The organism is Castellaniella denitrificans (assembly GCF_042653765.1).
GTDB classification, from domain to species: domain Bacteria; phylum Pseudomonadota; class Gammaproteobacteria; order Burkholderiales; family Burkholderiaceae_B; genus Castellaniella; species Castellaniella denitrificans.
In genome coordinates this window covers 80,371-106,689 of sequence record NZ_JBHSEZ010000028.1, presented here as the reverse complement: position 1 = coordinate 106,689, position 26,319 = coordinate 80,371, and the positions used below count along the sequence as shown (strand labels likewise).

The window sequence follows — 26,319 nt, the reverse complement described above, 5'->3', positions numbered from 1 at the left end:
CGGCATGCGTACGGCCTGCGGCCGTGCCGGTCGCGGGCGCGGCTGCGCGCCCCGAAAACGTCTTCTCAACTCTTGATCGAGGAGCGTTTGAATGTTTCAAACCCAACCCGCCGGACGCACCGCGCCGGCCACGCCTTTCCCCTCTTCCGCCACGCAGTCCGCGCGGCGCCGCGTGCTCGCGGCGCTGGACGCCGTGCGCCAGGGGATCCCGGTCCTGCTGACGGACGACAACGACCGCGAGGACGAGGCCGACCTGATCCTGGCCGCCGAACGCCTGACCGAGCGCACCATGGCCCAGCTGATCCGCGACGGCAGCGGCATCGTATGCCTGTGCCTGACGGACGAGGACATCGACCGCCTTCGTCTGCCGCCGATGGTGGAGGACAACCAGAGTCCGTACGGCACGGCCTTCACCGTGACGATCGAGGCCCGTTCGGGCGTGACCACCGGGGTCAGCGCGCGCGACCGGCTCACGACCATCCTGACCGCCATCGACCCCAAGGCCGGTCCGGGGGACCTGGTGCGGCCCGGCCACGTATTCCCGCTGCGCGCGCATCCCGGCGGCGTGCTGGCGCGCCGCGGCCATACGGAAGGATCGGTCTGCCTCGCCAGGCTGGCGGGCCTGCGGCCGATCGGCGTGCTGTGCGAACTGATGAATCCCGACGGGACCATGATGCGGGGGCGCGACATGCTCGATTACGCCGGCCGGCACGGCCTGCCCGTGCTTTCCATCGCCGACCTGGCGGCGTATGTCCTGGACCGGGACGCCTGACGCGGGAGCATGAGGCGCCCGGACGGGCGACCTCAGCCCGCGTCCGGCAGCGGCGCCGGATGCACCATGCCCGTCATCAGGCGGCGCGCGCTGCGGCTGGCGACGACCTTCGAGATCCGCCAGCCGCCTTCGGCGCGTTCCGCCTCGGCGCCGGCCGCCAGGATGCCGGAGGCATGCCCGATGCGGACGCGGCCGTCCGCGCCGGGCCGCCGCAGCCGCGCCACCAGGGTGCCGGGGATCGCGGCGGCCGACGCGATCGCAACCGCCCCGGTCCCGGTCATGGCGTGGTGCAGCCTGCCCATCGACAGGATCCGGGCCAGCAGGTCGATCTCGCCGGCGGCGATCCGCCGGCCGTCCGCCGCCGTGAAATCCGCGGGCGGCGCCAGGAAGGCCAGCTTGGGGGTGTGGGGCCGGTCGCGCGTGGCTTCCCGGACGCCGGCCGCCAGGCCCATGACCACCGCGCCATGCGCCCGGACGGCCTCCAGCCGGGCCAGCAGGCCGGTGTCGGCGTTGACCTCGGCCTGGGTCTCGTCGCCGCGCAGTCCCAGGCTGGCGGCCGTGACGAAGATCGAGGGAATCCCCGAATCGATCAGCGTGGCCTCGATCCGGCCGACGCCCGGCACGTCCAGTTCGTCCACGACGCGCCCGGTCGGCAGCAGCGCGTCGCCGGCGCCGGGATCGAGGAATTCGAGCCGGATCTCCGCGCCCGGAAACGCGACCCCGTCCAGCACGAACGAACCGGACTCGACGACCCGGCCGCGCGACACGGGCACGTGGGCGACGATCTTCTTGCCGATGTTGGCCTGCCAGATGCGCACCGCGACGACGCCGTCCGCCGGCGCGTCCACCAGGCCCCGGGCGATGGCGAACGGGCCGACGGCGGCGGTCAGGTTGCCGCAATTGCCGCTCCAGTCGATCACGGGCGTACCGATGGACACCGCGCCGTACAGGTAGTCGACGTCGCAATCGCCGCGCGCGCTGCGCGACACCAGCACCACCTTGCTGGTGCTGGACGTGCCGCCGCCCATGCCGTCGATCTGCTGGCCGTAGGGGTCGGGGCTGCCGATCACGCGCAGCAGCAGGCCGTCGCGCGCCGCGCCGGGCGCGCGCGCCGCCGGCGGCAGGTCGGCGGGCGTGAAGAACACGCCCTTGCTGGTGCCGCCGCGCATGTAGGTGGCCTGGATCGGCGCGTCGGGGTCGAAGGCATCGCTCATCACGGGTATCCCTGGAATCGGTTCGGGCACGCGCCCGGGCGCGCGGCCTTCGGCGTGGAACGGGGCGCGGCGCCGAAAGCCCGGCCGGGCGCCGGGCGCGGGCCGGGAGGCCATTCTACCGCTCTCCCCGGCCCGGCCGCCGAGGAACGCCGATCGCGCGCAGGCGCCGCATCCACGATCCGCCCGGCTCATTTCTGCGACAGGCACAGATACCCCACGGTCAGGCCCTCCGGAGCCGTGAGGGAGCCGCTTTCGGCCACCTGCGTCATGGCGTATCCGGTCGGGCACGAGCAGGCGCCGGTGACCGGATTGACCGAGGGGACGCCCATGGCGCTGAGGCAGCCCCGGCGGCTGTTCAGCATGTAGCCGCCGCCGGCCGGCCGCGCCGCCAGGGCCCAGTACCCTTGCCGGCAGGCCAGCACGCCCGCGCCCTCCCTGGGCCGTCCCAGCGCGCCCTCCGGCGCGCAGGGCTCGCCGACGCCCCAGCCCCGCTCCAGATGCAGGCTGTCGCGCGCGGCCAGGCGCGTCCCGCTGCGCACCACGCCCTGGACCGTGGCATCGCCCTGGAAATCCGGATCGCGGGCGTCCCGCACCCGGAGATAGGCTTCATCGTCACCCCCGGCCCCCGCACCGCCCCCCGGCCCCGCGGACGTACGGGCGGCGAGCGCCACGACCCCGGCCGCCCAGTCCGCGGCGCCCTCTTCCGGCACCGGAATGCGCAGGCCGGCGCCGCCCAGGAAGCCGGGCTGGCGCGGCCAGACCACCAGCCCGCGCCCCTCGGCGGCCTGGAGCCATTCCGCCACCAGCGCCTCGTCCACCCCGCCGGCGGCGGTCCGCAGGGCGGGCCGCGCATGCACCAGCGCCCACACGCGGCAGGCCGCCTCGGGACACTCGCCCTCGCGCGCCACCCGCAGTCCCAGGGTCCGGCGCAACGGCCCCGCGGCCTGCCAGCCGCCGGCGAGCAGGCCCGCCGCCCGCAGTTCTTCCCAGCGCGGCGCCGTCCAGTCGGCGTAGCCCTGCCCGGCCAGGGCATCGGCGGCCGCGGCGCCGGCGAGGTCGGCCGCGTGGCGCGCCAGGAAGGCTTCGGCCGCGTCGCGGGCGACGCCCATCCAGGCGGCCAGGGAACGGGCCTGCAGCGCCCGGGCGCGCTGCGCCCATTCCTGGCCGGCCCAGATCGCCAGGACCAGGCCCAGGACCGCGACGGCCATGAATTCCAGCAGCAGGGAACCCCGCTGGGCGCGCGGCGAAGGCCGCGGCCCCGCCTGGCCTCGTCCCGAAGGGCGAGGCGTGCGCCCGGACGCGCGATCAACTGACATGGAACACGAACTGGTTGACGTCCCCCTTGGCGCAGGCCGATTCCGCCGACAGCGCGTTGTAGGTCGTGGCCTCGTCCTTGACCGTGCGGGCGGCGGCGCCATCGGCCTCCACCGTGATGCGGTCGGCCACCCGCTGCAGCACCGACGCGATCGAGGGGCAGGCCACGTGGTTCACCCGCTTCAGGCGCAGCAGGAACGCCGCGCCGGCATCCGCCGATTCGATCTCGACCGTGCCGCCGCCCCCCAGCCCGTGCAGCACCGCGCCGTCGCTCGCCAGGGTCAGCACGGTGGAGTCCGCCACCATGGCCGCCAGGTTGGCCGTGCCGATGTCCTCATAAGGCGCGTCGCCGGAGGTCCCGGCGTTGACGCGCACGTGCATGACGAAGCGGGCCAGTTCCTGGCCGACCTTGGGCACCTTGTTCTCCATCACGTAGCCGCCGATCGCGGGAATGCCGATGACCGCGATCAGCAGCACGATGGCGGTGACGATCGAGACCTCGACCAGGGAAAAGCCCGCCTGTCCCGTCCGGCGGCGCGCGGCGCGCGATTGTTCCAACCCATGCATGAAGCCTCCTTTGCCGGATGCCCGGCGTGCGAATGAACCGGCTCTCAGGAGCCGGCATGAAACATCATCCAGCCGCGCCGCAGCTCGTCGAGCGCGGCGTAGTGCCACAGGCCGATCCCCAGCACGACCGCCGCCCCCAGCAGCAGCGCCGCCCAGCGCAATGCCAGGGCCTGGTTCCGGACGCGGTCCAGCCAGCGGCCGGCCATCCGCCGATGGGCCGCCTGCAACCCGGCCTGCAGGCCGCGCGCGGCGGCCATGTCCTCCAGGTACCAGTACAGGTCGCGGTCCAGCAGCCCCGTATCGAAGGCCGACGCGCCGGCCAGCCCCTGGTCGATGCGGTCGGCGATGCGTTCCAGGTGGCCGCCCAGCCAGGGGCCGGCGTCCTCCAGGAACAGCAGGATCATCGGCCGCAGCTGGGTCGAACCGCCCGCTCCCGGCTGCAGCAGGATCGAGACCAGGGCCAGCAGGCGCAAGGCCTGGACCTGGCGGTACAGGCGCCAGGGGCCATGGCGGTCCAGCCGCCGGCGCAGCGGCCCGCGCCAGCGCGGCAGGGAATGCAGGCCGGCGGCCAGCAGCGCGCAGATCCCGGCCGGCAGCCAGGCGCCCCAGGCGCGCAGCCAATCCGCACCGGCGAACAGCGCCCGCGACCAGTCGCCCAGATAAGCGGCCGGCAGGCCCTGGAAAGCCTGCCGCAAGGCCGGCACCGTCCACTGCGGCAAAGCCAGCAACAGCAGGCTGGCCACCAGCAGGGCCGCGGCGGCCGAGCCCAGCGTGGCCCAGAGCATGCGCCGCGCCTGGATCAGCAGCGCCAGATGGCCGGACAGAGCCTGGAAGCAGGCCAGCAGCCGGGCGTTGCCATAGGCCTGGGCCGCCCGCACCAGGGCCAGCTCGTCCGCCGGGAAGCAGCCCAGCCAGGTGGCGTGCAGATCGCCGCCGCTGGCCTCGCAGGCCCGCGCCCAGGCCCGCGACAGGCGCCCGCGCACCGTGCCGGGGCCATGGCGCGCGGCATCCCGGTCGAAGAGCTCGCGCACGGTCAGGCGGCCCTGCGCGCCCAGCAGCACCGCCTGGAGATAGTCGAAGTAGTCCGCCCGGACGCCGGCGAACCGCCAGGCATCCAGGCGCAGGCGCAGCCGCGCCAGCATCGCGCGCCCCCGCGTCATCGGCCCGCCCCCGTCCGGCGCGGCGCGGCGTCGCCGGATGGCAGCCGGCCCTGGCGCAGCAGCAGGGTTTCGAAGGCCATGAAACGCACCTCGACGTCGCGTGGATCCACCAGGCCGGCGACGGCTTTTTCCATGGCGTGCGCCATGGCGCTGGTCCGCGGGTCCGGCACGTGGCCGTTGCCGCCGTCCGCGCCGGGCAGGCCGGGTTCCAGGCATTCCGCGGCCACGGTCCGCCCGTCATAGCCGAAGAGTTCCGGCAGCACGGCCCGGCGGCAATGCGCGCAACCGTCCGGGTTGCGCAGGCGCAGCGCCGCCGGATCGACATCCCAGGCCAGTCCGATCCAGTCCAGCCAGCGCCGCCAGTGGCCGACGCCCCCGCCCGGCTGCTGGCGCACGAGTTCGGCGGGGCTGGCCGGCACCGCGCAATCCGGGCACAACCGGGGCAGCAGCGCCTGGTAGACGAGCAGTTTGAGGATGCCGGGCGTGGCCAGGAAATCGCGCGGCACGGCGATGAAATCGGAGGCCAGCCGGTCGACGATGGCACGCGCCGAGGGCGCGTGCACGGTGGTGTAGACATTGACGCCGGACCCCGCCAGGTCCATGAAGGCCAGCCCGCTTTCGGCATCGCGGATTTCCCCCAGCAGCACGTCGGTCATGGCCGAGCGCTTCAGGGTGCGCAGCTTGGCGGCGTAGCGGCCATGCGCCTGCTGGTCCAGGTCGCGGCCGATAGTGTTCTGCACCGCCCGGTCGATCCGGTATTCCACCGGTTCTTCCAGCGTGATGATCTTGCGGTGCGCCGGCAGCCCGCGGATCAGGGTCGCCAGCGTGGTCGACTTGCCCGAGCCCACGGTGCCCGCGAACACCAGGGCGCCACCCTCGGATTTCAGCACCCGCTCGAAACAGGCCACCTGGTCGGCCCGGTAGCCCAGACCGTCCAGCGTGGCGGGGCCGGACCCGGCGTCGCGCGCCAGGAAGCGCAGGCAGACGCTGGGCCCCCGGTCGGCGGCCAGCGAGGCCCAGCGCAAAACGTAGGCCCGGCCGTCCACGCGGCGCAGCAGGCTGCCCTGCTGCTCCAGCAGCGGATCGAAGACCGCTCCGTTGCCGCCCTGGATGTCCATCCAGGCCACCGCCAGCACGTCCCGCAGCAGCCCGGTCGGCATGTGGCGGAAGCGCTCCGGGGCGACATAGCGGCCGGACACGGTGTAGCGGACCTCGGATTCCGCCGCGTCGCGATGGATGTTCAGGTGCAGGTCCGTCGCCCCCTGGCGCACGCCCCATTCGACCAGATCCTGGAACACCCCGGCCAGGGCGGTCGGGGTGCGGTCCCCCGCCTGCGCCAGAACCGCCGCGCCGCCCTCGCGCGACAGGGCCAGCAGCAGGGCCGCCGGCAGGACGTAGCGGGACGGTTCGGACAGGGAACGCCCGTCGGCCCGCAGGCGCCGCTCCAGCGCGTCGGCCTGGTCGCTGCCGACGTATTCGGCCCGGGCCAGCAGCGTGACGCTGCCGTCGGCCCGCTCCACCGGGCAGATCCGGTCCGCCAGCGACTGGACGCCCAGGTCCCGCGCCAGCACGCGCCGCACCTCCGGCCGCAGCGCCGACAGCTGGCCGGGGTGGTCGATCACCCCGGCCCGGGCCGGATCGAAGGGCGGCTCGGGCTCGGCCAGCGGCAGGACGGACGACCAGGGTTTCATGGCCGCGCCTCGCCCAGCAGCATGCGCAGGCACAGGGAATGCCGGTCCTCGCCGCGTTCGAGCTGGACGCAGGCGCCATTCATGCCGCGCAGCTGATAGACGCCCCGGTCCCCGGCGTACCCCGCGGGCCAGGCCTGGCCGCGCACGTACAGATAGGCCCGGCGGCCCACCTGGATTTCGGCCATCAGGGCCTGGCCGACACCGTACAGCGCCACCAGGCGGGGTTCCAGCACGGGCCGCACGCCCGGCTCCCGGCTCCCCGGGCCGGCGCGGCCGGCGGGGCCGCCGGCCGGGGAAGCCAGCGCGTCCCGCAGATCCTGCTGCATCAGCTCGCGCACCGACTGGGTTTCCCAGCGGGCCTGGGGGTCTTCCGGCATGGAATCCGCCGGGGATGGCTCGCCGGCCCGCACGGTGCCGGCCGGCGGTTCCGCCCGGACCGGCGGCGGCGCGCCCCACGCCAGCGCCAGGCACAGTCCCGCGGCCCCCAGGAGGGCCCCGGATGATCCGGAGGAACCGGACGGACGGGGAACCGGGCCCGGAACGCCCGTTCCGCGCACGAATTCACGATCGGTTTTCATAGACGGTCCCTTCGAGATGCAGGATCAGGCGGCTGGCGCGCACGCCCGGCCGGGCGCTCGGCGCCAGGGTCAGGGCGGCCTTGTGCCAGGAGACGGCCCGGGCCAGCGGCGCCAGCAGCGCGCCCGAGCGCAGCGGTCCCTCGACCCGCAGGGCGCGCACGGCCAGGGCCGGAAAATCCCCGGGCAAGGGAAGCTCACGGCCCTGGGCGTCGTGCGGCGGCGGCACCGCCAGCGGGCGCGCCGCTTCGAGCCGCAGCACGGAGAAGGCCGGCAGCACCGCCTGGAGCGCGCTGGTCCAGTCGCGCGCCAGAAGCCCCGCGCGCGGCAGGCCGTCCGGCTCCGGGCGCCGGCCGGGCAGGGACAGGGTCCAGGCGGCACGGGCGACGTCCAGGGAGGGAAAGTCCAGCCGCCAGCCGGCGGGCGCGGCCCGCAGCAATGCGCGGTTGTCCGCCAGGAGGCCCTGGCGGCGGTATTCGCCCACGCATTGCCACACCGCGCCGTCCGGCCCGGGCTGGCAGCGCAGGTCGTGCAGGGACCAGCCCCCGAGCCGCGCGGGCTGGCGGTACAAGGCGTCCAGCAGGGCCCGGGTGCCCGCCTCGCCATGAAGCGGGCGCCGGGCCAGCGTGCGTTCCAGCGCCGCGTGCCAGCCGGCCCGCGCATCGGGATCGGGCGCGGCGGCCGCATCCGCGCCGCCGCCCCAGCGCAGCCAGCCGGCCGCCCCCAGGCCGGCCGCCAGGACCAGCAGCGCCAGCCGCAGGCCGCGCCGGCGCACCGGTTCCAGGGGAGGCCGGCCCGCCGCCTGGCCCGCCAGCGCTTCCAGCGGCCCCGCCGCGCCCACGCCGGCCTGCGCGGCGAGCAGCTCCAGTTTCGGGTGCGCCAGGCGCAGGGCCTCGATCGCCTCGCGGGCCAGGTCCGCGTCGGGGTAGCCCCGGTCGGCCCGCGCCAGGGCGACGCCTTCGTGGGCGGCCAGCACGTGCCAGATTCCCCCTTCGAGCGGCAGCACGCAGGCCACGGTGCCGCGCGGATGGCGGCGCGCCAGCAGGTCCGCCGCCGACCAGCAGGCCAGACCGGCGGGCAGGCCGCGCGCCAGGCCCAGCGCGGCGGGAGGGTCGCCCGACACCACCCGGTGGGAAGCCCCCAGGCGGCGCGCCCGCGCCCGGGCGGCCTCCGGGTCGCCCAGCAGCGGCACCCAGTCCAGCCCGAAGGCGAGCGGCACCCGATCCACCCAGACGAGACGAGCGGTGCGCGCCATGTCAGAGCCCCTCTTCGACCTGGGCGGTGATGATCAGCACCGTGGTCAGCCGCTGGGCGTTGAGCTGGTTGCCGCCGCCGAACAGCGCGGGCACCCCGGGGTTCAGGCGGCGCTCGGCGGACTCGGAGGTCTGCCGGTCGAACCCCGACACCACCAGCGGCTGCCCCGGCTGCAGGGCCAACTGCTGCACTGTCCCGTTGCCCTCGATGGTGAGCTGCTGCAGTTGCAGGGGATGGTCCTTGTCGCCGAAGGTGACGGTCTTGAGGGGCTGGGCCACGGTGTTGTCGTAGGCCAGGGACAGCAGGATCTGGCCGTCTTCCTGGGCGTCGGGCACCAGGGTCAGCAGGGATCCGACGGTCTCGGCCTTCTGGTTGACCGACACGGCCGGCACCGCCAGGCCGGTGGCGCCGGAGACCGGCGTGGTTTCGATCCGGTCGATGTACGAGAACGTCGTCCGGACCGCGTGCGAGATCGGCCGCCTGTTCAACCCCAGGATGGGCACGCTGCTGCGCCGCACCAGTTGGACGGACTCGCCCAGGGCGCGGATGACGGCCTCGCTGCCCGAAAACGGTCCCTGGACGATGTTCACCCCCAGTTGCCCTCCCGTGCCGCCGGCCAGGGCCGGCACCGCCAGCCCGGCGGCCAGGCGGGCGCCGGAAAAGATCAGGTTCCAGTCGATGCCGGCCTGGGCCTGCTCGCTCAGGGCCACGGTCAGCTCTTCGAAGACCAGGCGCACGCGCCGCGTCAGGGCCCGGTTTTCCCGGTCCAGGTAGCGGGCGATGCGGTCCAGGACGTCGGGCGTGTCGGTGACCACGACGGACGCGCCGGCGCCGGGTTCGGCCACCAGCACGCCGGCCCGGGACAGGAACGGCTCGATCCGGGCGCGGATGGTCTTCATCACGTCCTGGTCGCCGCCGCTCAGGCGGGTGCCGGAAGCGCTGACGAAGCCGCCGTCGGACGAATCCCTTCCCTGCCCCAGGGAAGCCTGGACGCGCGCATCGAGCGTGAGCGCCCGGACGTCGAAGACCCGGGTGTCGGTGCGGAAGAATTCGATGCGGTCCCGCTCGTAGCGCCAGCGCACCCCGAGATGCGCGCACAGGCGATCGAGGATCCGCGGCAAGGGCGCCGGGCCGGACGCCAGGTTGAAGGGCTCGGGCGGGTCGGCGGCCGGAGCGCCCTGCCCCGCGCCGCCCGCCAGGCGCGGCAGGAAAAGCCCGGACGGCAGCAGGGCATCGGGGCGCACGTGGACCGGGATCCCCGTGACGGCGGCGATGCGCCGCGCGATCCGGCGCAGGTCGTCGGTGCCGTCGGAAAACAGCAGGGTCGTGCGCACGCGGGCGCGCAGGGGCGCGGGCAGCGTCAGTTCGCGGGCCAGCGGCTGCGCCCGCCCGGCGACCCAGGGCCGGTCGATGTCCTGGGCGGCGCGGCGCGCGTCGGCATCGGTCGCGGCCCGGGAAAACCGGTCGTGCTCGCGGGACGCGGTGTCGCCCGCCAGGCGGAAGTCGCCCGCCGCCTGACGCAGGCGTTCGGAGAAGGCGCACCCGGACAGTCCCAGGCACAGGCACAGGATGGCCGGACCGAGCCGGCGGAGGGACGTCACGACTCGGCTCCCGGCGCCCGGGTCCGGTCGCAGCGCTGCGCCAGCGGCACGACGCGCAGGACCCGGTTGGCGTAGAAACAGGGCTGGACCGGCCGGTCCCCGAGTTCGGTCGCGGACAGCAGGCCGCGCACCGCCGCGCGGAACGAATCCCCGAAGACGGCGGAACCCGCCAGGGGAATGTCGGCGTCGACGTCCCAGTGCTCGGATTCGAAGGTCCAGCCCGCGGCATGCGCCCAGCGCCCCAGCGCCCGCCGGACGTTGCCGTCGGCCGGCGTGACCTCGAAGGACGTGGCGCGGGCCGCGGCCGGCGCCCGGACGGCGGCCGCGGCCGGACCGGCCGTGTCGCCGGAGGGCCGGTCCAGGCGCTCGGGCGGAGCCGGGGGCGCGGGCGGAACCGGAGGCGGCATCGGCCGGGGACGCGGCGCGGGCATCGGCAGGTGCGCGACCGCCGGCACGGCCGTGCGCGCCGGACCGGCCGCCCCGTCCGGGACGGCCCCCTGGGCCGCGACCATGGATTCCGCGTCGCGCGGCGCGGACGCGAATCCGGCGGCGGCCGAGGGCAAGGCCGGCAAGCCGGCCTCCGGCGCCGGCGTCGTCCCGGGCGCGCGCCAGGCCTCGGCCCGGGACAGCCCGCCGCGCAGGACGATGCGCTCCGGCACGCCGCGCAGGATCAGGTAGTCTCCCTCGCGCCGGGGCCGCAGCAGCCGGTCGCCCCCGGCGGCGCGCTCGAACACGGCGGGCACCGGCTGGCCGACGGGATACTGCAGCCAGGTTTCGCGCCCGTCGTCGAAGACCTGCAGCGGCGCCAGCGCCGGATCGCCCGCGATGCGCCAGTCGAAGCGGTAGGCGCTAGGCGCCGGCGGCAGCCCGGCCAGCTCGCGCCACCAGGCGCCGTCCGACGGGGCGGCGCAGCCCCCCAATCCCGCCAGCAACAGTCCCGCGCCCAACATCCTGATCATGTTTTCCCCCCGGCGACACCACGGTCGTGAATCATGGCGCCCATGGTGACGTGCCCGGGCGCGGGCCGCCAGACTGGGAAATACGAACGGATGAAAAGGTCCGCCCCCGGGGCCGCGCGATGGAATCGGCGCGGCCCCGGGGGCGGAGCACATCAGGAGGCGGAGGCCGCGGCGACCGCGCCGGAGCCGGAATCGCCGCGGCGGGGCGGGCCGTCGGTGCGGCCCGCCGCCGCGATCAGCGCTGGCGCACCAGCTTGTTGGCTTCGGCCGCCGCCACGTTCAGGGCGGTGACGGCCGGCTGCTGGCCGTTCAGGGCGGAATCCAGGATCTGCTGGAAGCGCGAGCGGATGGCCGGATAGTTGTGGATGCGGAAGCCTTGCGCCGTCAGGACGGCCTTGCCGCTGTAGACGGACACCAGGTCGCGCCACTGGCCCAGGCTGGCGTAGTAGCTGGCGGGCGTGGCGTCGAACGCGGCCTGGGTCAGCGGCAGGAAGCCGGTCTGCTGGTACCAGAGCGCCGCCTGTTCGGGCTGCGACAGCCAGCCCAGGAAGGCGGCCGTGGCGTCGGTGACCGGCTTGGCGGTCTTCATGACCCACAGGCCGGCGCCGCTGACGAAGGGGTTGCCGGGCTTGCGCGTGACTTCGGGATAGTACGGCAGGCCGGACACCGCGTAATGCAGCTTGCGCTGGCCGAGGAACTCGCCGATGTGGCCGGAGCTGGACATCAGCACGGCGCATTCGCCCTGGGCGAAACGGCTGATGGAATGCATGCCCGCGTCCGGACGCACCATGATCTCGGAACGCACCCAGCTGATCATCAGGGCCAGGTGGCGCACGTAGGTGGAGTCGAAGGAGAAGCTGGGCAGGCCCTTGGCCTTCAGGCCGTTGTCGGCGCTGGCATAGAGCTGGTTGTTGACCGCCGCCAGGTTTTCCAGGTTGATCGACACGGGCAGGTCGGAGGTCAGCGGACACTTGCGCGAACCGTTGTTGGCCAGGGTGACGAGCTGGCCCTGCAGGTCCATCCAGGTGCGCTGCGGCGCGGCGGGCGTCAGCTTGGCCTTCTTGAAGGCGTCCTGGTTGTAGTACATGACGGGGATTTCCAGCATGTACGGGAAGGCCATCAACTGGCCCTTGGCGTCATGGATGAAGGCATTGTCCGAGGACACGAACCAGCGCGTGCCCTTCAGCGCCGAGGACTTCTGCAGCGTGTGGAACGGCTGCACGTAGCTGCGCTGGGCGATGTCCTCCAGCGTGTGGCTGTCGCCGATCTGCGCCAGGGCGGGCAGGCTCTTGGACTGGGCGGCGGCGCCCAGCGCCTGGTCGAGCGCCTCGGGCGTGTCGAAGACGCGCGGCACGACCTTCACGTCGGACTGGCTGCGGTTGTAGGTCTTGACCAGATCCTGGAAGACTTCGGCGTTGTGGCCCTTGAGGGTGTGCCAGACCGGCACTTCGGTCGCCGCCCAGGCGGGCGCGGCCGCGACGGCGGCCACGAGCGTCCAGACAGCGCGCATCCCCGGACGCGACGTACCGGAGCCAAAAGGAAGATTCATGATGAGTCAATCCAAAAAAGGAAAGTCGATATCCGGCGTCCGTCCGGACACCAGGTCAGCCAGCACCCTGCCCGAACCCGCCCCCATGGTCCAGCCGAGGCTGCCATGACCCGTGTTCAGGTAGAGATTGCGTATGCGAGTACGGCCGATGAGGGGGACGTTGGAAGGCGTCGTGGGCCGCAGGCCGGACCAATATTGAACATTAGCAAAATCGAGGGCGCTTGGGAACAGGGCGCGGGCCTGCTCGACCAGCCGATTGCAACGTCCGGTATCCAGGGCGCGGGAATAGCCGCCGATCTCGGCCGTTCCGGCCATGCGCAGACGGTCGCCCAGCCGCGAAAAAACGATCTTGGCCTCCTGGTCGACCAGGCTGACCATGGGCGCGGCATCCGGGTCCCGCAGGCGGAAGGTCGCGGAATAGCCCTTGGCCGGCCAGACCGGGCAGGACAGGCCCAGCGGCGCGGCCAGTGCGGGGGTGAAGCTGCCCAGGGCCAGCACATAGGCGTCGGCCTGCAGGGGCCGGAAATAGCCGTCGGGCTCGATCAGCTCGGCCACCGAAATGCGCCCGTCCACGGGCACCAGCCGGTTCACCCGGGTGCCGTAGCGGAAGACCACGCCCGCGTCCCGCGCCCGTTCGGCCAGGGCGCGCGTGAACAGATGCACGTCGCCCGACTCGTCGTCCGCCGTGAAATCGCCGCCGACGATCGGATCTCGGGACGCCGCCAGGGCCGGCTCGATGCGCAGGACCTCGGCCGCGTCGACGATGCGCCGGTCCACGCCCAGTTCGCGCATCCGCGCGGCGCTGGCCCGGGCGTACTCGAATTCGCGCGGATCGCGGTAGAAGGCCAGGATGCCGCGTTCCAGGTGATCGTATTCGATGCCCAGATCCGCCCGCAGCTCGCGCAGCGTGGCGCGGCTGTACTGCGCCAGGGTCACCATGGCGCGCAGGTTCGCCGCGAAACGCGATTCACGGCATTCGGCCAGGAAACGCGCGCACCACAGCCATTGCCGGGGATCCAGGCGCGGCGACACGCGCAGCGGCGCGTCGGCCCGCCCGATCCAGCGCATGACCTTGCGCAGCGTGTGCGCGCTGGCCCAGGGCTCGGCGTAGCAGACGGAGATCTGGCCGCCGTTGGCCCGGCTGGTCTCCAGAGCCGCGCCCGGCCGGCGCTCGACGACCTCGACCTCGTGGCCGGCGCGCGCCAGCCACCACGCGCTGGACACCCCGATGATGCCCGCGCCGAAGACGGCGACTTTCATCGCAGGACCGCTCCAAGATGGAAAGCGCGCCTCATGCTTCGACCCTGGCCAGGTCCGCCGCCGAGGTGAAGGCATCGGCGTGGAAAGCGTCGGGCGCCAGCCCGCACCGCTCGACGAAGTCGCGGCGCGCGGCCTCGACCATGGCCGGCGCGCCGCAGGCGTAGACCTGGTGGCCGGACAAATCGGGCAGGTCGTCCATGACCGCCTGGTGCACCCAGCCGGTGCGCCCCGTCCAGCCGTCGCCCGGCCCGGCCTCGGACAGAACCGGCACGAAGCGGAAGCCCGGCAGGCGCCCGGTCCATTCGAGCGCCAGGTCCCGCCGGTACAGGTCGGCGGGGCGGCGCCCGCCCCAGTACAGCGTCGCCGGGCGCGCGTCGCCTCGGGCCAGCATGCCTTCGACCATGGCCTGGATCGGGGCGAAACCCGTGCCGCTGGCCAGGAAGACGATCGGCCGCGCGTCGTCGGGGTCCAGGAAAAAGGAGCCCAGCGGGCCTTCGATGCGCAGGATCTCGCGCGGCTTGAGCGGCTCGTCGCCCGCGCCGAAGACCCGGCTGGTGAACAGCCCGCCGGGCATGTGGCGCACGTGCAGGCGCACCCGATGGTCTTCGGCCTGGGCGCAGGCCATGGAATAACTGCGCCGGCTGCCGTCCTTGAAGATGAACTCCAGGTATTGCCCGGGCTGGAAGCGGAAGGCCTCCGCCGAGGGCAGCTGCAGGGTGATCTCCATCACGTCGGGCGCCAGGGGCTCCAGGGACAGCACCCGCACGGGCATCTTGCGCACCACGATGTCGTCGGCCATGCGGACCTCGCGGGCCTCGATCACCAGGTCGGAGGACGGGCGCGCCTGGCACAGCAGGGTATGCCCCCGGGCCAGATCGGCCGCATCCAGGATGCGGGCCGGCGCCGGCCCCGCGTCGTATTCGCCCGAGACCACCCGCCCCTCGCAGGTGGAGCAGGTGCCGTTGCGGCAGCTGTAGGGCAGGACGATGCCGGCCGCCAGGGCGGCGTCCAGGACCGTCTGCCCCGGCTCGACCGTGAATTCCCGGTTGGCCGGCAGCACCGTGACCTTGAAGCTCATGATGTGGATTCCATCGGCGTGTTGCAGTGCAGGAGCCCTATTCTAGTCCCCCGCCCCCGGCCAGAGGCTGGGCTGCTTGATCTTGACGTCCAGCAGCCGCCCCTTGCGGGCCCGCCGCCCGGCGTACTGGGCAAGTTCTTCGGGCGTCAGGACCAGTTCCGTGTCGCGCGCCCGGTAGACGCCGCGCAGCACCACGCCCGAGGCGCCCACGCCGGCCCACTGCGCGATGCGGTCGTCCTCGTCCAGCCCCATCAGGATGGTGCCGCGGCCGCCGCTCGCCAGGGTCTTCAATTCGTCGAGCGCCACCACCAGGAACTTGCCCTTGCGGCTGAGCAGGGCCACGGCCGTGTCGTCCGGCCGTAGCGGCAGCGGCTTGAGCAGCGTGTCGCCCTTGTCCAGGGTGATGAACTGCTTGCCGGCGTGCTGGCGGGTGGACAGGTCGCCGATCCGCGCCAGGAAGCCGTAGCCCGACGCCACGCCCAGCAGCACCCGCCGGTCGGGCTCGCCCGCCAGCATGTGGACGATGCGGCTGCCCGGCTCCAGGCCGATCATCGAGGTCACCGGCTGCCCGTCGCCGCGCGCCGACGGCAGGCTGGCCACCGCGACGCTGTAGGACCGGCCGGTGTTCGACAGGGCCATGAGCTCGTGCGTGCTGCGGCATTCGATGGCGTCGTACAGGGCGTCGCCGGTCTTGAAGCCGAACTGCGCCGGATCGTGGCCATGTCCCTGGCGGACGCGCAGCCAGCCCTTCTGGGACACCACCACCGTGACGGGCTCGTCCACCACCTGGGTTTCCAGGACGGCGCGCTCGGCTGTCTCGATCAGCGTGCGGCGGTCGTCGCCGTACTGCTTGGCGTCGGCCTCGATCTCGCGGATCATCAGGCGCTTGAAGGCGGCGGGATCGTCCAGCAGCTCCTGCAGCGCCAGTTGGTCCTCGCGCTTCTGCGCCAGTTCCTGCTCGATGCGGATGCCCTCCAGCCTGGCCAGCTGGCGCAGGCGCATTTCCAGGATGTCGTCGGCCTGGCGCTCGCTGAGGCGGAAGCGTTCCATCAGCGCCGCGCGGGGATCGTCCGCCTCGCGGATGGTGCGGATCACCTCGTCCACGTTCAGGTAGACGATGCTGCGGCCCTCCAGGATGTGGATGCGGTCCAGCACCTTGTCCAGGCGGTGGCGGGTGCGCCGCGTGACCGTCTGCGCGCGGAAGGCCAGCCAGGATTCCAGCACCTGGCGCAGGCTGCGCTGGCCCGGACGCCCGTCGGTGTCGATGCACACCAGGTTGACGGACACATTGCCTTCCAGGCCGGTGCGCACCAGCAGCATGTTGACGAACTCGTCGCGGTCGATGCGGCTGGTCTTGGGCTCGAAGACCAGCCGCACGGGATCCTGCTTGCCGGACTCGTCGCGCACCGAATCCAGCATGCCCAGCACCAGCGCCTTGGTCTGCTGCTGCTCGGCCGACAGGGATTTCTTGCCGGCGCGCGGCTTGGGATTGGTCAGTTCCTCGATGGTTTCCAGGATCTTCTGGGCCGAAGCGCCGGGTGGCAGCTCGGTGACCACCAGCTGCCACTGGCCGCGCGCCATGTCCTCGAAATGCCAGCGCGCGCGGGCCTTCAAGGTGCCCCGGCCGCTGGCGTAGACCTGGGCGATGTCCCCGGCCGGCGTGATGATCTGGCCGCCGCCGGGGAAATCCGGCCCAGGCACCAGGGAGAACAGTTCCGCGTCGGGCAGGCCCGGCTTGCGCAGCAGGGCCACGCAGGCGCGCGCGATCTCGCGCAGGTTGTGCGAGGGGATCTCCGTGGCCATGCCCACCGCGATGCCCGAGGCGCCGTTCAGCAGCATGATCGGCAGGCGCGCCGGCAGGCACACGGGCTCCTGCTGGCTGCCGTCGTAGTTGGGCGTGAAATCGACCGTGCCCTCGTCCAGCTCGTCGAGCAGCAGCCGGGAGAACGGCGTCAGGCGGGCCTCGGTGTAGCGCATGGCGGCGGCGTTGTCGCCGTCGCGCGAGCCGAAGTTGCCCTGCCCGTCGATCAGGGGATAGCGCAGCGCGAAGTCCTGCGCCATGCGCACCATGGCGTCGTACGCCGCCTGGTCGCCGTGCGGGTGGTACTTGCCCAGCACGTCGCCCACCACGCGGGCGGACTTCACGGGCCGGGCCTGCGGCCCCAGGCCCATGGCGTCCATGGCGTACAGGATGCGGCGCTGCACCGGCTTCTGGCCGTCGGACACCTCCGGCAGCGCGCGGCCGCGCACCACCGACACGGCGTAGTCCAGGTAGGCCTGCTCGGCGTAGCGCGCCAGCACCAGGCCGTCGTCGTCGCCGTCCCGCAATTCAGTCTGATTCAGATCCATCCTCGTTCCTCAAACGTCCACGTCGGCCAGATTGCCTTTTTCTTCCAGCCAGCCGCGCCGCTGGGCGGCCTCGCCGCGCGCCATCAGCATGTCGAACATGCGCGCCGAGGCCGTCAGGCCCTCGTCGCCATGGCGCACCCGCGCCAGGCGGCGGGTGTCCGGGTTCAGCGTCGTGTCCCAGAGCTGCTCGGCGTTCATCTCTCCCAGGCCCTTGAAGCGGCTGATGCGCCAGCCGCCTTCGCGCAGGCCTTCGCCGCGCAATTTGTCCAGCACCGCGTCCAGCTCCGCCTGGTCCAGGCAGTAGAGCTTGCGCGCCGGCCGCTTGCCGGCCGCCGGCACGTCCACGCGGAACAGCGGCGGACGGGCGATGTAGACGTGGCCGGCCTCGATCAGGCGCGGAAAATGGCGCAGGAACAGGGTCAGCAGCAGCACCTGGATGTGCGCGCCGTCCACGTCCGCGTCCGACAGGATGCAGATGCGGCCGTAGCGCAGACCCGACAGGTCGGCCTCCTGGCCCGGGCCGTGCGGATCGACGCCGATCGCCACGGAGATGTCGTGGATCTCCTGGTTGGCGAACAGCCGGTCGCGCTCGACTTCCCAGGCGTTCAGGATCTTGCCGCGCAGCGGCAGGATGGCCTGGAATTCCTTGTCGCGGCCCATCTTGGCCGAGCCGCCCGCCGAATCGCCCTCGACCAGGAAGACCTCGGTGCGGTTCACGTCCGTCGATTCGCAGTCGGTGAGCTTGCCCGGCAGCACGGCCACCCCCGAGCCCTTGCGCTTCTCGACCTTGCGCGCGGCGCGCGAACGGGCCTGCGCCTGGCCGATGGCCAGTTCGGCGATCTTGCGGCCGTATTCCACGTTGGCGTGCAGCCAGAGTTCCAGCGCGTTGCGCAGGAATCCGCCCACCAGGCGCACCGCGTCGCGGCTGTTCAGGCGCTCCTTGATCTGGCCCTGGAACTGCGGATCCAGGATCTTGGCCGACAGGATGAAGCTGGCGCGCGCGTACACGTCCTCGGGCAGCAGACGGATGCCCTTGGGCAGCAGGTTGTGCAGTTCCGCGAAGGATTTGACGGCGTTGAACAGGCCCTCGCGCAGGCCCGACTCGTGGGTGCCGCCGGCCGGCGTGGCGATCAGGTTGACGTAGGATTCGCGCACCACGGGCCCTTCCTCGGTCCAGGCCACGACCCACTGGGCGCCCTCGCCCGGCGCGTACTGCTCGTCGTCCCGGTCCGCGTACTGGCCGCCTTCGAACGGCGGCGCCAGGGTCTGCGCCCCCTCCAGGGCTTCGCTCAGGTAGCCGCGCAGGCCCGATTCGTAATGCCACTCGCGCCGCTGGCCGGTCTTTTCCAGCGTCAGCGTCACCCGCGTGCCCGGCAGCAGCACCGCCTTGCTGCGCAGCGCGTGCTCCAGGTCGCCCAGCGGCACCTGGGCATGGTCGAAATAGCGCGCGTCCGGCCAGACCCGCACCCGGGTCCCCGACCGCCGCCGCCCGACGCTGCCCACCCGGGCCAGCGGCTCGATCACGTTCCCGTCGGCGAAGACGATGCGCCATTCGCCGCCGTCGCGCCAGACGGTGACTTCCAGCCGCGTGGACAGGGCGTTGGTGACCGACACCCCCACCCCGTGCAGGCCACCGGAAAAGGCGTAGGCGCCGCCGTCGGCCTTGCTGAACTTGCCCCCCGCGTGCAGGCGCGTGAAGACCAGCTCGACCACGGGCGAGTGTTCCTCGGGGTGCTCGCCCACGGGAATGCCGCGCCCGTCGTCCTCGACCGTCAGGCTGCCGTCGGCGTGCAGCGAGACTTCGATGTTGCGGGCGTACCCGGCCAGCGCCTCGTCGGCGGCGTTGTCGACGACTTCCTGGATGATGTGCAGCGGATTGTCGGTGCGCGTGTACATCCCGGGCCGCTGGCGCACAGGCTCCAGCCCCTTGAGGACGCGGATCGACGATTCATCGTAGCGTGCGGTGCTCAATGTGTTCTGTCCATCGGAAGATTGAAAGGGGTCCCCGCGCCGCGCCTCCGGCTTGCGGCGCCCCGGAGGGCGCCTTCGCCTCGGGGCGGCCCGGCGGCAAAAAACGACTATTTTACGGAGATAATGGTATGCTTATCGCCATTGGACCGACGCGCCCTTCCTCAGGGCGGTTTCTTTCCGGTCCGCCGTCTTCTCTTATCCTCGCATCCGCGCACACGACATGAGTGACTCCATCAAGCACGTCAGCGACGCGTCCTTTTCGGGCGACGTGCTCCAATCCGATCTGCCCGTCCTGGTCGACTACTGGGCCGAATGGTGCGGCCCCTGCAAAATGGTCGCCCCCCTGCTCGACGAAGCCGCCGCCCAATACAAGGGCCGCGTCACCATCGCCAAGCTGAACGTCGACGAAAACCCCGACAGCGCGGCCAAGTACGGCATCCGCGGCATTCCCACCCTGATGCTGTTCAAGGGCGGCAAGGTCGCCGCCACCAAGGTCGGCGCCCTGTCCCGCACCCAGCTCCAGGCATTCCTCGACGAAGCCCTCTGACCTTCACCGTCCATCCGCTTTGATTCCGCGCGCGAACCCGGCTCCGGGTTCGCCAGCCATCCGACGACCCTCACTTTCCTTCCCTCTCCCCTCTTTCCCATGCACCTGAACGAACTCAAAGCGCTGCACGTTTCGCAGCTGCTCGAAATGGCCGCCGGTCTCGAGATCGAAAACGCCAATCGGCTGCGCAAACAGGAACTGATGTTTGCGATCATGAAACGGCGGGCCAAGCAGGGCGAACAGATCTTCGGCGACGGGGTCCTGGAAGTCCTGCCCGACGGCTTCGGTTTCCTGCGCTCGCCGGAAACGTCCTACCTGGCCAGCACCGACGACATCTACATCTCGCCCTCGCAGATCCGGCGCTTCAACCTGCACACCGGCGACTCCATCGAAGGCGAGGTCCGCACGCCGAAGGACGGCGAACGCTACTTCGCGCTGGTCAAGGTCGACAAGGTCAACGGCACGGTCCCGGAAGCGATCAAGCACCGGATCATGTTCGAGAACCTGACGCCGCTGCACCCGGACGAGCCGCTGGTGCTCGAGCGCGACATCAAGAGCAAGGAAAACATCACCGGGCGCATCATGGACATCTTCGCGCCCATCGGCAAGGGCCAGCGCGCGCTGATCGTCGCCAGCCCGAAGTCCGGCAAGACCGTGATCATGCAGCACATCGCGCATGCCATCACGGACAACTATCCCGATGCGGTGATGATCGTGCTGCTGGTCGACGAGCGCCCCGAGGAAGTCACCGAAATGCAGCGCACCGTGCGCGGCGAGGTCGTGGCCTCGACCTTCGACGAGCCGGCCACGCGCCACGTCCAGGTCGCCGAAATGGTCATCGAGAAGGCCAAGCGCCTGGTCGAGATGAAGAAGGACGTGGTCATCCTGCTGGACTCGATCACCCGCCTGGCGCGCGCCTACAACACCGTGGTGCCGGCCTCGGGCAAGGTCCTGACCGGCGGGGTGGACGCCAACGCCCTGCAGCGCCCCAAGCGCTTCTTCGGCGCCGCGCGCAACCTCGAGGAAGGCGGTTCCCTGACGATCATCGGCACGGCCCTGATCGAGACCGGCAGCCGCATGGACGAAGTGATCTACGAAGAATTCAAGGGCACCGGCAATTCCGAGGTGCACCTGGAACGCCGATTGGCCGAGAAGCGCATTTACCCGGCCATCAACCTGAACAAATCCGGCACGCGTCGCGAAGAGCTCCTGATCAAGCCCGAGCTTCTACAGAAGATCTGGGTACTGCGCAAGTTCATCCACGACATGGATGACGTCGAAGCGATGGAATTCATCCTGGACAAAATCCGGGCCACCAAAAACAACGCCGAATTTTTTGACATGATGAAGAAATAAGCATAAGCGAGCACCTTTGATGACACTTCCTTCCGTCGATCAGTTCCTAACCCGGATTCAGGCCCGGGACCCGCACCAACCCGAATTCATGCAGGCCGTGAAAGAAGTCATGCACAGCCTGTGGCCCTTCATCCAGCAGAACCCGCGCTACGCCAGCCAGGCCCTGCTCGAACGTCTCGTCGAGCCCGAACGCGCCCTGCAGTTCCGCATCAGCTGGATGGACGACACCGGCCAGATCCGGGTCAATCGCGGCTTCCGCATCCAGCACAGCTCGGCCATCGGCCCCTACAAGGGCGGCATGCGGTTCCACCCCTCGGTGAACCTCTCCATCCTCAAATTCCTGGCCTTCGAGCAGACCTTCAAGAACGCGCTGACCACCCTGCCCATGGGCGGCGGCAAGGGCGGTTCCGATTTCGATCCCAAAGGCAAGTCCGACGCCGAGGTCATGCGCTTCTGCCAGGCCCTGATGATCGAACTGCACCGCCACCTGGGCCCGGACACGGACGTGCCGGCCGGCGACATCGGCGTGGGCGCCCGCGAAGTCGGCTTCATGGCCGGCATGATGAAGAAGCTGTCCAACCAGGGCGCCTGCGTCTTCACCGGCAAGGGCCTGACCTTCGGCGGCAGCCTGATCCGCCCCGAGGCCACCGGCTACGGCACGGTCTATTTCGCGGAAGAAATGCTCCGGCACGCCGGCCAGTCGCTCGAAGGCTACACGGTCTCGGTTTCGGGCTCGGGCAACGTGGCGCAATACACCATCGAGAAATGCCTGCAGCTGGGCGCCAAGGTCGTCACGGTGTCGGACTCCCACGGCTGCGTGGTGGACCCGGCGGGCTTCACGACGGAAAAGCTGGCGGCCCTGATCGAGCTGAAGAACGAGAAGCGCGGCCGCGTCGAGGAATACGCCAGGCAATTCGGCCTGACCTATGAAGCCGGCAAGCGCCCCTGGCACGTGCCCGTGGACGTGGCCCTGCCCTGCGCGACGCAGAACGAGCTGGAGATCGAGGACGCCCGCACCCTGATCGCCAACGGCGTGCGCTGCGTGGCCGAAGGCGCCAACATGCCTTCCACCATCGAAGCGGCCGAGGCCTTCATCGCGGCCGGCGTGCTGTATGCGCCCGGCAAGGCCAGCAACGCCGGCGGCGTGGCCGTGTCCGGCCTGGAAATGAGCCAGAACGCCCAGCGCCTGCACTGGACCCGCGAAGAAGTCGACACCAAGCTGCACGCCATCATGCGCGACATCCACGAGAACTGCGTGCGCTATGGCGGCCAGGGCAAGTCCGTCAACTACCTGAACGGCGCCAACATCGCCGGCTTCGTGAAGGTGGCCGACGCCATGCTGGCCCAAGGGGTGTACTGATGACGCATCGGATGGCCCGCACCCACCCATGAAAAAAGCTCCTTCGGGAGCTTTTTTCATGGGCATCGCGCGGCCACGGCGCGGGGCGGTTCGTTCATTTCACCGCCGCCGCGCCGGGCTGCGCCTCGGGCTCCGCGGCCACCGGCATGTCCTCGATCCTGGGGTCGTCCCACGATCCCGTGATGCGGTAGCGCGCCGTCATGCTCTTGGCCAGCGGCGCCTTCAGCAGCCATTGCGTGACGAAGGCGCCCAGGCCAATCAGGGGATTGACGGCGATGCCCGCCGCGATCGCGGCGCCGCTGACGTCCAGGTTGGGCACGATGACGGCCTGCATGTCCAGGGTCTCGTCCACGATATTGGTGCTGCCTTCGAGCAGGATGGTGCCCACCGGGCCGATCACCTTGTAGTCGCGGATCTTCACATTTCCCCGGTCCATGTCCAGCGTGCTGCGCAGCTGGTCGAAGGGGAAGCCGTCCTTGGGCAGGCCGGCCAGCCCGCGATCCAGCTTCGTCAGCCGGGTGATGGACTGCAGGGACAGGAATTCGAGCAGCTTGGCCGTGTGGGAACCCAGCTTCTGGAAGCGCCCCTTGTCCAGTTCGATCCGCAGGCTGCCGCCCAGGTCCGCCTTTTCGCGCGTCCAGGGCAGGTTGCGCCACTGGAACCGCCCCTTGAGCGTGCCCTCGCCGCCGGACATCACGTTCTTCCAGCCGGCCCGGTCCATCCAGGCGCCCAGATTGCCCGCCTGGACCGAGGCATTCAGTTCCAGCCCGCGCTCGGGCCCGCGCAGACGCCAGGTGCCCGAGCCGCGCAGGCGGGCGTCCTCGTCGCCCAGGCGCAGGTTGTTCAGTTGCCAGACATGGAGGGAGCCGTCGCGCACGCCTTCCAGGGACAAGGCGCCCATGGAGTGCCCATACAGGCGCAGTTCGTCCGCCTGCAGCACGATGCCCGGAATCTCCAGGTCGTCGTCGAACGAGGCGTCCTCGTCGGGCTCGGCCTCGGGCAAGAGGGATCCGGCGTCGCGCGCGTCGTCGCCCAGGCTCAGGCGGGCGAAGCGGCCGGACATGCGCCCCAGCACCCGGCCGTCGCGCTCCTGCCACTTGAGGGTGCCGCTGGTCTGCTCCGAGCGCAGGTTCATCGACCACTGTTCCTCGGGGGAACGCAATACCCGCAGCACGGCCTGGTCCAGGCGCGTGCCCATCAGCCGCAGCTGGTCGGCCTGGACGCTCAGCAGGCTCAGGTCCGGCCACAGCGGCCGCACGGCGGGCCGCCGCGCGTCGGCGCCGCGCCGGGGGATGGAAAACTCGTCCACGATGCGGTTCCACAAGTCCAGGTCGAACAGCGGATAGGCGACCTCGATCCGCAAGCCGTCCTGCGCGCCGGCGTCGGCGGCGCGCCCGACCCCGACGGCCGCGCCCTGGAAATAAGGCCCGCTCCGGGTCTTGCGGTCGTGTCGCAGGGCCAGGCGCAGCGTGTCGCCGTACTGCGCGTCCAGCCGGTCCGACTTGGGATCGGCATCCGACCATTGCATGTGCAGGGACCGGGGCTGTTCGGCCGGCTTGGCCAGCGGCGCGGGGAAATCCAGCGCCAGGCCCCGGGTATCGGAATCCAGGACGAAGACCGTCTCGCGCCCCCGCATGCGCAGGGAGGCCCGATAATCCAGCGCGCCCGTGATCCGCCGCATCCCCGGCACGCCCACGTAGTCCGCCAGCGCCCGGGCGCCGATCCGGCCCTGGAATTCCAGGCCGGCGCCCTGCGGCCCGCCCAGGCTGCCGCCGATCTTCACGTCCCCTCCAAGCAGCCGGGCGGTGAGGGGCTGGGCGATGCGCACGCCCTGCTCGCTGAAATGCAGCTGCCCGTCGATGGACTGGAAGGCCGGCGCGTGCGGCAGGAACTGCAGGCTGCCCTGTCGCAGGTCCACGCGCCCCTGGACCCGGGTGTCCTCGCTGTGCAGCAGGGGGATGGTCAGGGACAGGGGCACTTCCCAATCCCCCCCGGCGCTCGCCTCGTCGAACACGCCGTCCAGCAGGGCGGCCAGCGGCGAACGCCGGATCAGCGCCATGTAGGCCTGGCCGGGGGCGGCGGTCCGGCCGGAGATTTCCAGGGTGGAATCGTGATCCAGGTCCGGAATCCGGGCCGTCAGCCCCGACAGGACGATCTCCTGGCCGGACTCCGGGCGCATCCGCGCCGTGGAGGCCGTCAGCCGCAGATCGGTGCGGTGCAGGTCGATCGTGCCCGTGACGTCTTCCAGCAGGGGCCAGGCGTCCTTGGCCGGCGCCCCGGGCACGAATTCGATGCGCGCGCCGCGAAACCCGCCCTGGATGCGGAAATCGCCCGCCTGCGGCTGCCCGCCGAAGGGAAATTCCGCCAGATCGCCTTGCAGCCGCCAGCGGGCGTCCACGGCCTCGCCCGCGTGCAGGCCGCCCGCCAGCCACTCCCGGGCATCCGGATTGACTTCGAGCGGCAGGTAGCGATGGATCGCGTCCAGGCGGACGCGGGCGATCGTGCCCTGGAAATCGGCCCGGCCGGCCGGGCCTCCGGACTGCCAGGTGCCCGCGCCCCGCAGGGCGATGTCGGGGTTGCGCCAATCCAGGTCGTCCAGCGCCAGGTTCCAGGTCCGGGCGTGCCGCAGCCGGCCCCGGACTTCCAGGAAGCCCAGGGACAGGGGCTGGGCGAACAGGGCCGGCACGCTTCCCCGCGCGCCCTGGGAGCGAACCTGGAAATCCAGGCCGTCGGGCATCGGGTCGCCCCGGCCCAGGGCCCGCCACTGGTCCACCGCGCCCGCGGCCCAGATTCCGGCCTGGGGCATGTCCAGGGACAGGCCCGAGTCCGCCTCCCAGCGCACGGCATCGGCCCCCAGCAGCACGGTCAGGCGGGGCCGGCCCTTCCGGGTCTGCACCCAGGCCTGCGCCTGCATGCCTCCCCGCAGCAAGGCCTCGGGCACGTCCACCCAGGCGCGCCAGGCCCGCGACCGGACCGGGCCGACCCGCAGCCAGGCCTGCCAGTCCGAGGGCAGGCGGCCCTGCGCCAGCCCCGCGGGATCGGCCAGCCGCGCGCGCAGTTCCAGCCGGGCGTCGGCCGCGTCCGGCACCCGGGCGCTCAGGGACACGCCAAGCGCCCCCCAGGCCTCGCGGGCCAGGACGGCCTCGACGCCCTCCAGGCGCAGTTCGGGCGCGGCGCGCACCTGGTCCACCCAGCGCAGGGTAGTGTCGTGGAAGGCGATCCGGGGCTGGGCCAGCAGCCATTCCAGGGCGGGCGCGCCCCCGAGATCCTGTGCGCCCCCCGGATCCAGGGTCTGGCCCAGCAGGCCGATGCGTCCGTCCGGCAGCCGGTCCAGCGTCAGGTCCATGCCGCGGACCCGCAGGTCCAGCAACCCCCGGCGCCCCGGCAGGACGGCCCGCCAGTCCAGCCGCGCGCGCGCCTCGGGAATGGTCAGCAGGTCGCGGCCGTCGGCGGCCCGCAGGTGCGTGCCCCGCACGTCGAATTCGGGATTCCAGCCATGCCAGCGGACCTGGATGGGGCCCAGTTCGACCTGGACGCCCAGCGCCTGGGACAACCGCGCGTCGATGCGGGGACGCCAGGCGTCGATCTGCGGCAGCACGGTGTACCGCAAGGCCAGCAGGGCGATCCCGATGCAGAAATACAGGCCGACGGCGACCACGAGCAGCCGGCGGCCCCAGGTGGAGCCATGGCGTGAAATGAATTGGCGCATGCCACCTTTTGCAGTATGTTAGGGGCCCTTTGG

The 26,319-nt window shown here is 71.8% G+C and carries 19 protein-coding genes; 4 read left to right on the top strand and 15 right to left on the bottom strand.

What is annotated here, in order from left to right; genetic code table 11:
- Positions 1 to 91: 91 nt before the first annotated feature.
- Positions 92 to 772 (top strand): 3,4-dihydroxy-2-butanone-4-phosphate synthase, encoded by a 681-nt coding sequence (gene ribB / locus ACFO27_RS12595; RefSeq protein WP_376817636.1) that lies wholly within the window; start codon positions 92 to 94, stop codon positions 770 to 772.
- Positions 773 to 804: 32 nt separating this feature from the next.
- On the opposite strand, the gene prpF is transcribed toward ribB, so the two are convergent.
- The 14 genes from prpF to ACFO27_RS12525 all read right to left on the bottom strand — a co-directional run bounded on the left by prpF (position 805) and on the right by ACFO27_RS12525 (position 19,314).
- Complete coding sequence (gene prpF / locus ACFO27_RS12590) at positions 805 to 1,986, bottom strand: 2-methylaconitate cis-trans isomerase PrpF (protein ID WP_376817635.1); 1,182 nt, start codon at positions 1,984 to 1,986, stop codon at positions 805 to 807.
- 188 nt (positions 1,987 to 2,174) lie between these two features.
- Positions 2,175 to 3,194: a hypothetical protein gene (locus ACFO27_RS12585; RefSeq protein WP_376817634.1), complete on the bottom strand. Its 1,020-nt coding sequence runs from the start codon at positions 3,192 to 3,194 to the stop codon at positions 2,175 to 2,177.
- 97 nt (positions 3,195 to 3,291) lie between these two features.
- Entirely contained in the window at positions 3,292 to 3,867 is a 576-nt protein-coding gene (locus ACFO27_RS12580; RefSeq protein ID WP_376817633.1) for a type 4 pilus major pilin, read from the bottom strand.
- A gap of 44 nt (positions 3,868 to 3,911) precedes the next feature.
- Positions 3,912 to 5,027: a hypothetical protein gene (locus tag ACFO27_RS12575; RefSeq protein WP_376817632.1), complete on the bottom strand. Its 1,116-nt coding sequence runs from the start codon at positions 5,025 to 5,027 to the stop codon at positions 3,912 to 3,914.
- Positions 5,024 to 6,718: an ATPase, T2SS/T4P/T4SS family gene (locus tag ACFO27_RS12570; RefSeq protein ID WP_376817631.1), complete on the bottom strand. Its 1,695-nt coding sequence runs from the start codon at positions 6,716 to 6,718 to the stop codon at positions 5,024 to 5,026. Before ACFO27_RS12570 ends, ACFO27_RS12575 begins: the two co-directional genes overlap by 4 nt.
- Positions 6,715 to 7,095, bottom strand: coding sequence for a hypothetical protein (locus ACFO27_RS12565; protein WP_376817630.1), 381 nt, complete (start codon positions 7,093 to 7,095; stop codon positions 6,715 to 6,717). The genes ACFO27_RS12570 and ACFO27_RS12565 overlap by 4 nt, the downstream gene beginning before the upstream one ends.
- A 184-nt stretch (positions 7,096 to 7,279) precedes the next feature.
- On the bottom strand, positions 7,280 to 8,548 hold the full coding sequence (locus tag ACFO27_RS12560; protein WP_376817629.1) for a hypothetical protein: 1,269 nt from the start codon (positions 8,546 to 8,548) through the stop codon (positions 7,280 to 7,282).
- A 1-nt stretch (position 8,549) separates the two neighbouring features.
- Positions 8,550 to 10,148: a hypothetical protein gene (locus tag ACFO27_RS12555; protein WP_376817628.1), complete on the bottom strand. Its 1,599-nt coding sequence runs from the start codon at positions 10,146 to 10,148 to the stop codon at positions 8,550 to 8,552.
- Positions 10,145 to 11,107: a TrbG/VirB9 family P-type conjugative transfer protein gene (locus tag ACFO27_RS12550; protein WP_376817627.1), complete on the bottom strand. Its 963-nt coding sequence runs from the start codon at positions 11,105 to 11,107 to the stop codon at positions 10,145 to 10,147. Before ACFO27_RS12550 ends, ACFO27_RS12555 begins: the two co-directional genes overlap by 4 nt.
- A 235-nt stretch (positions 11,108 to 11,342) precedes the next feature.
- On the bottom strand, positions 11,343 to 12,656 hold the full coding sequence (locus tag ACFO27_RS12545; protein ID WP_376817626.1) for an extracellular solute-binding protein: 1,314 nt from the start codon (positions 12,654 to 12,656) through the stop codon (positions 11,343 to 11,345).
- A gap of 6 nt (positions 12,657 to 12,662) precedes the next feature.
- Entirely contained in the window at positions 12,663 to 13,916 is a 1,254-nt protein-coding gene (locus tag ACFO27_RS12540; RefSeq protein ID WP_376817625.1) for a D-amino acid dehydrogenase, read from the bottom strand.
- Positions 13,917 to 13,947: 31 nt separating this feature from the next.
- Complete coding sequence (locus ACFO27_RS12535) at positions 13,948 to 14,994, bottom strand: CDP-6-deoxy-delta-3,4-glucoseen reductase (RefSeq protein ID WP_376817624.1); 1,047 nt, start codon at positions 14,992 to 14,994, stop codon at positions 13,948 to 13,950.
- Between the two features lie 42 nt (positions 14,995 to 15,036).
- Positions 15,037 to 17,343, bottom strand: coding sequence for a DNA topoisomerase IV subunit A (parC, locus tag ACFO27_RS12530; RefSeq protein ID WP_376817623.1), 2,307 nt, complete (start codon positions 17,341 to 17,343; stop codon positions 15,037 to 15,039).
- A 9-nt stretch (positions 17,344 to 17,352) separates the two neighbouring features.
- On the bottom strand, positions 17,353 to 19,314 hold the full coding sequence (locus ACFO27_RS12525; RefSeq protein WP_376817622.1) for a DNA topoisomerase IV subunit B: 1,962 nt from the start codon (positions 19,312 to 19,314) through the stop codon (positions 17,353 to 17,355).
- Positions 19,315 to 19,534: 220 nt separating this feature from the next.
- Here ACFO27_RS12525 and trxA point away from each other — a divergent pair, with 220 nt between their 5' ends.
- From trxA to gdhA, 3 genes are all read left to right on the top strand, one after another.
- Entirely contained in the window at positions 19,535 to 19,861 is a 327-nt protein-coding gene (gene trxA, locus ACFO27_RS12520; RefSeq protein ID WP_376817621.1) for a thioredoxin TrxA, read from the top strand.
- Between the two features lie 99 nt (positions 19,862 to 19,960).
- Positions 19,961 to 21,217, top strand: a complete 1,257-nt coding sequence (gene rho / locus ACFO27_RS12515; RefSeq protein ID WP_323023794.1) for a transcription termination factor Rho — start codon at positions 19,961 to 19,963, stop codon at positions 21,215 to 21,217.
- 19 nt (positions 21,218 to 21,236) lie between these two features.
- Positions 21,237 to 22,577, top strand: a complete 1,341-nt coding sequence (gene gdhA / locus ACFO27_RS12510) for an NADP-specific glutamate dehydrogenase (protein WP_376817620.1) — start codon at positions 21,237 to 21,239, stop codon at positions 22,575 to 22,577.
- 94 nt (positions 22,578 to 22,671) lie between these two features.
- Here the strand turns inward: gdhA and ACFO27_RS12505 are convergent, their stop codons facing one another.
- Positions 22,672 to 26,286: a YhdP family protein gene (locus ACFO27_RS12505; protein WP_376817619.1), complete on the bottom strand. Its 3,615-nt coding sequence runs from the start codon at positions 26,284 to 26,286 to the stop codon at positions 22,672 to 22,674.
- Positions 26,287 to 26,319: the final 33 nt, after the last annotated feature.

Bases quoted from the DNA above. Each gene is read 5' to 3' on its own strand.
- ribB (WP_376817636.1), top strand. From the start codon at position 92: ATGTTTCAAACCCAACCCGCCGGACGCACCGCGCCGGCCACGCCTTTC.
- prpF (WP_376817635.1), bottom strand. From the start codon at position 1,986: ATGAGCGATGCCTTCGACCCCGACGCGCCGATCCAGGCCACCTACATG.
- ACFO27_RS12585 (WP_376817634.1), bottom strand. From the start codon at position 3,194: ATGGCCGTCGCGGTCCTGGGCCTGGTCCTGGCGATCTGGGCCGGCCAG.
- ACFO27_RS12580 (WP_376817633.1), bottom strand. From the start codon at position 3,867: ATGCATGGGTTGGAACAATCGCGCGCCGCGCGCCGCCGGACGGGACAG.
- ACFO27_RS12575 (WP_376817632.1), bottom strand. From the start codon at position 5,027: ATGACGCGGGGGCGCGCGATGCTGGCGCGGCTGCGCCTGCGCCTGGAT.
- ACFO27_RS12570 (WP_376817631.1), bottom strand. From the start codon at position 6,718: ATGAAACCCTGGTCGTCCGTCCTGCCGCTGGCCGAGCCCGAGCCGCCC.
- ACFO27_RS12565 (WP_376817630.1), bottom strand. From the start codon at position 7,095: ATGCCGGAAGACCCCCAGGCCCGCTGGGAAACCCAGTCGGTGCGCGAG.
- ACFO27_RS12560 (WP_376817629.1), bottom strand. From the start codon at position 8,548: ATGGCGCGCACCGCTCGTCTCGTCTGGGTGGATCGGGTGCCGCTCGCC.
- ACFO27_RS12550 (WP_376817627.1), bottom strand. From the start codon at position 11,107: ATGATCAGGATGTTGGGCGCGGGACTGTTGCTGGCGGGATTGGGGGGC.
- ACFO27_RS12545 (WP_376817626.1), bottom strand. From the start codon at position 12,656: ATGAATCTTCCTTTTGGCTCCGGTACGTCGCGTCCGGGGATGCGCGCT.
- ACFO27_RS12540 (WP_376817625.1), bottom strand. From the start codon at position 13,916: ATGAAAGTCGCCGTCTTCGGCGCGGGCATCATCGGGGTGTCCAGCGCG.
- ACFO27_RS12535 (WP_376817624.1), bottom strand. From the start codon at position 14,994: ATGAGCTTCAAGGTCACGGTGCTGCCGGCCAACCGGGAATTCACGGTC.
- parC (WP_376817623.1), bottom strand. From the start codon at position 17,343: ATGGATCTGAATCAGACTGAATTGCGGGACGGCGACGACGACGGCCTG.
- trxA (WP_376817621.1), top strand. From the start codon at position 19,535: ATGAGTGACTCCATCAAGCACGTCAGCGACGCGTCCTTTTCGGGCGAC.
- rho (WP_323023794.1), top strand. From the start codon at position 19,961: ATGCACCTGAACGAACTCAAAGCGCTGCACGTTTCGCAGCTGCTCGAA.
- gdhA (WP_376817620.1), top strand. From the start codon at position 21,237: ATGACACTTCCTTCCGTCGATCAGTTCCTAACCCGGATTCAGGCCCGG.
- ACFO27_RS12505 (WP_376817619.1), bottom strand. From the start codon at position 26,286: ATGCGCCAATTCATTTCACGCCATGGCTCCACCTGGGGCCGCCGGCTG.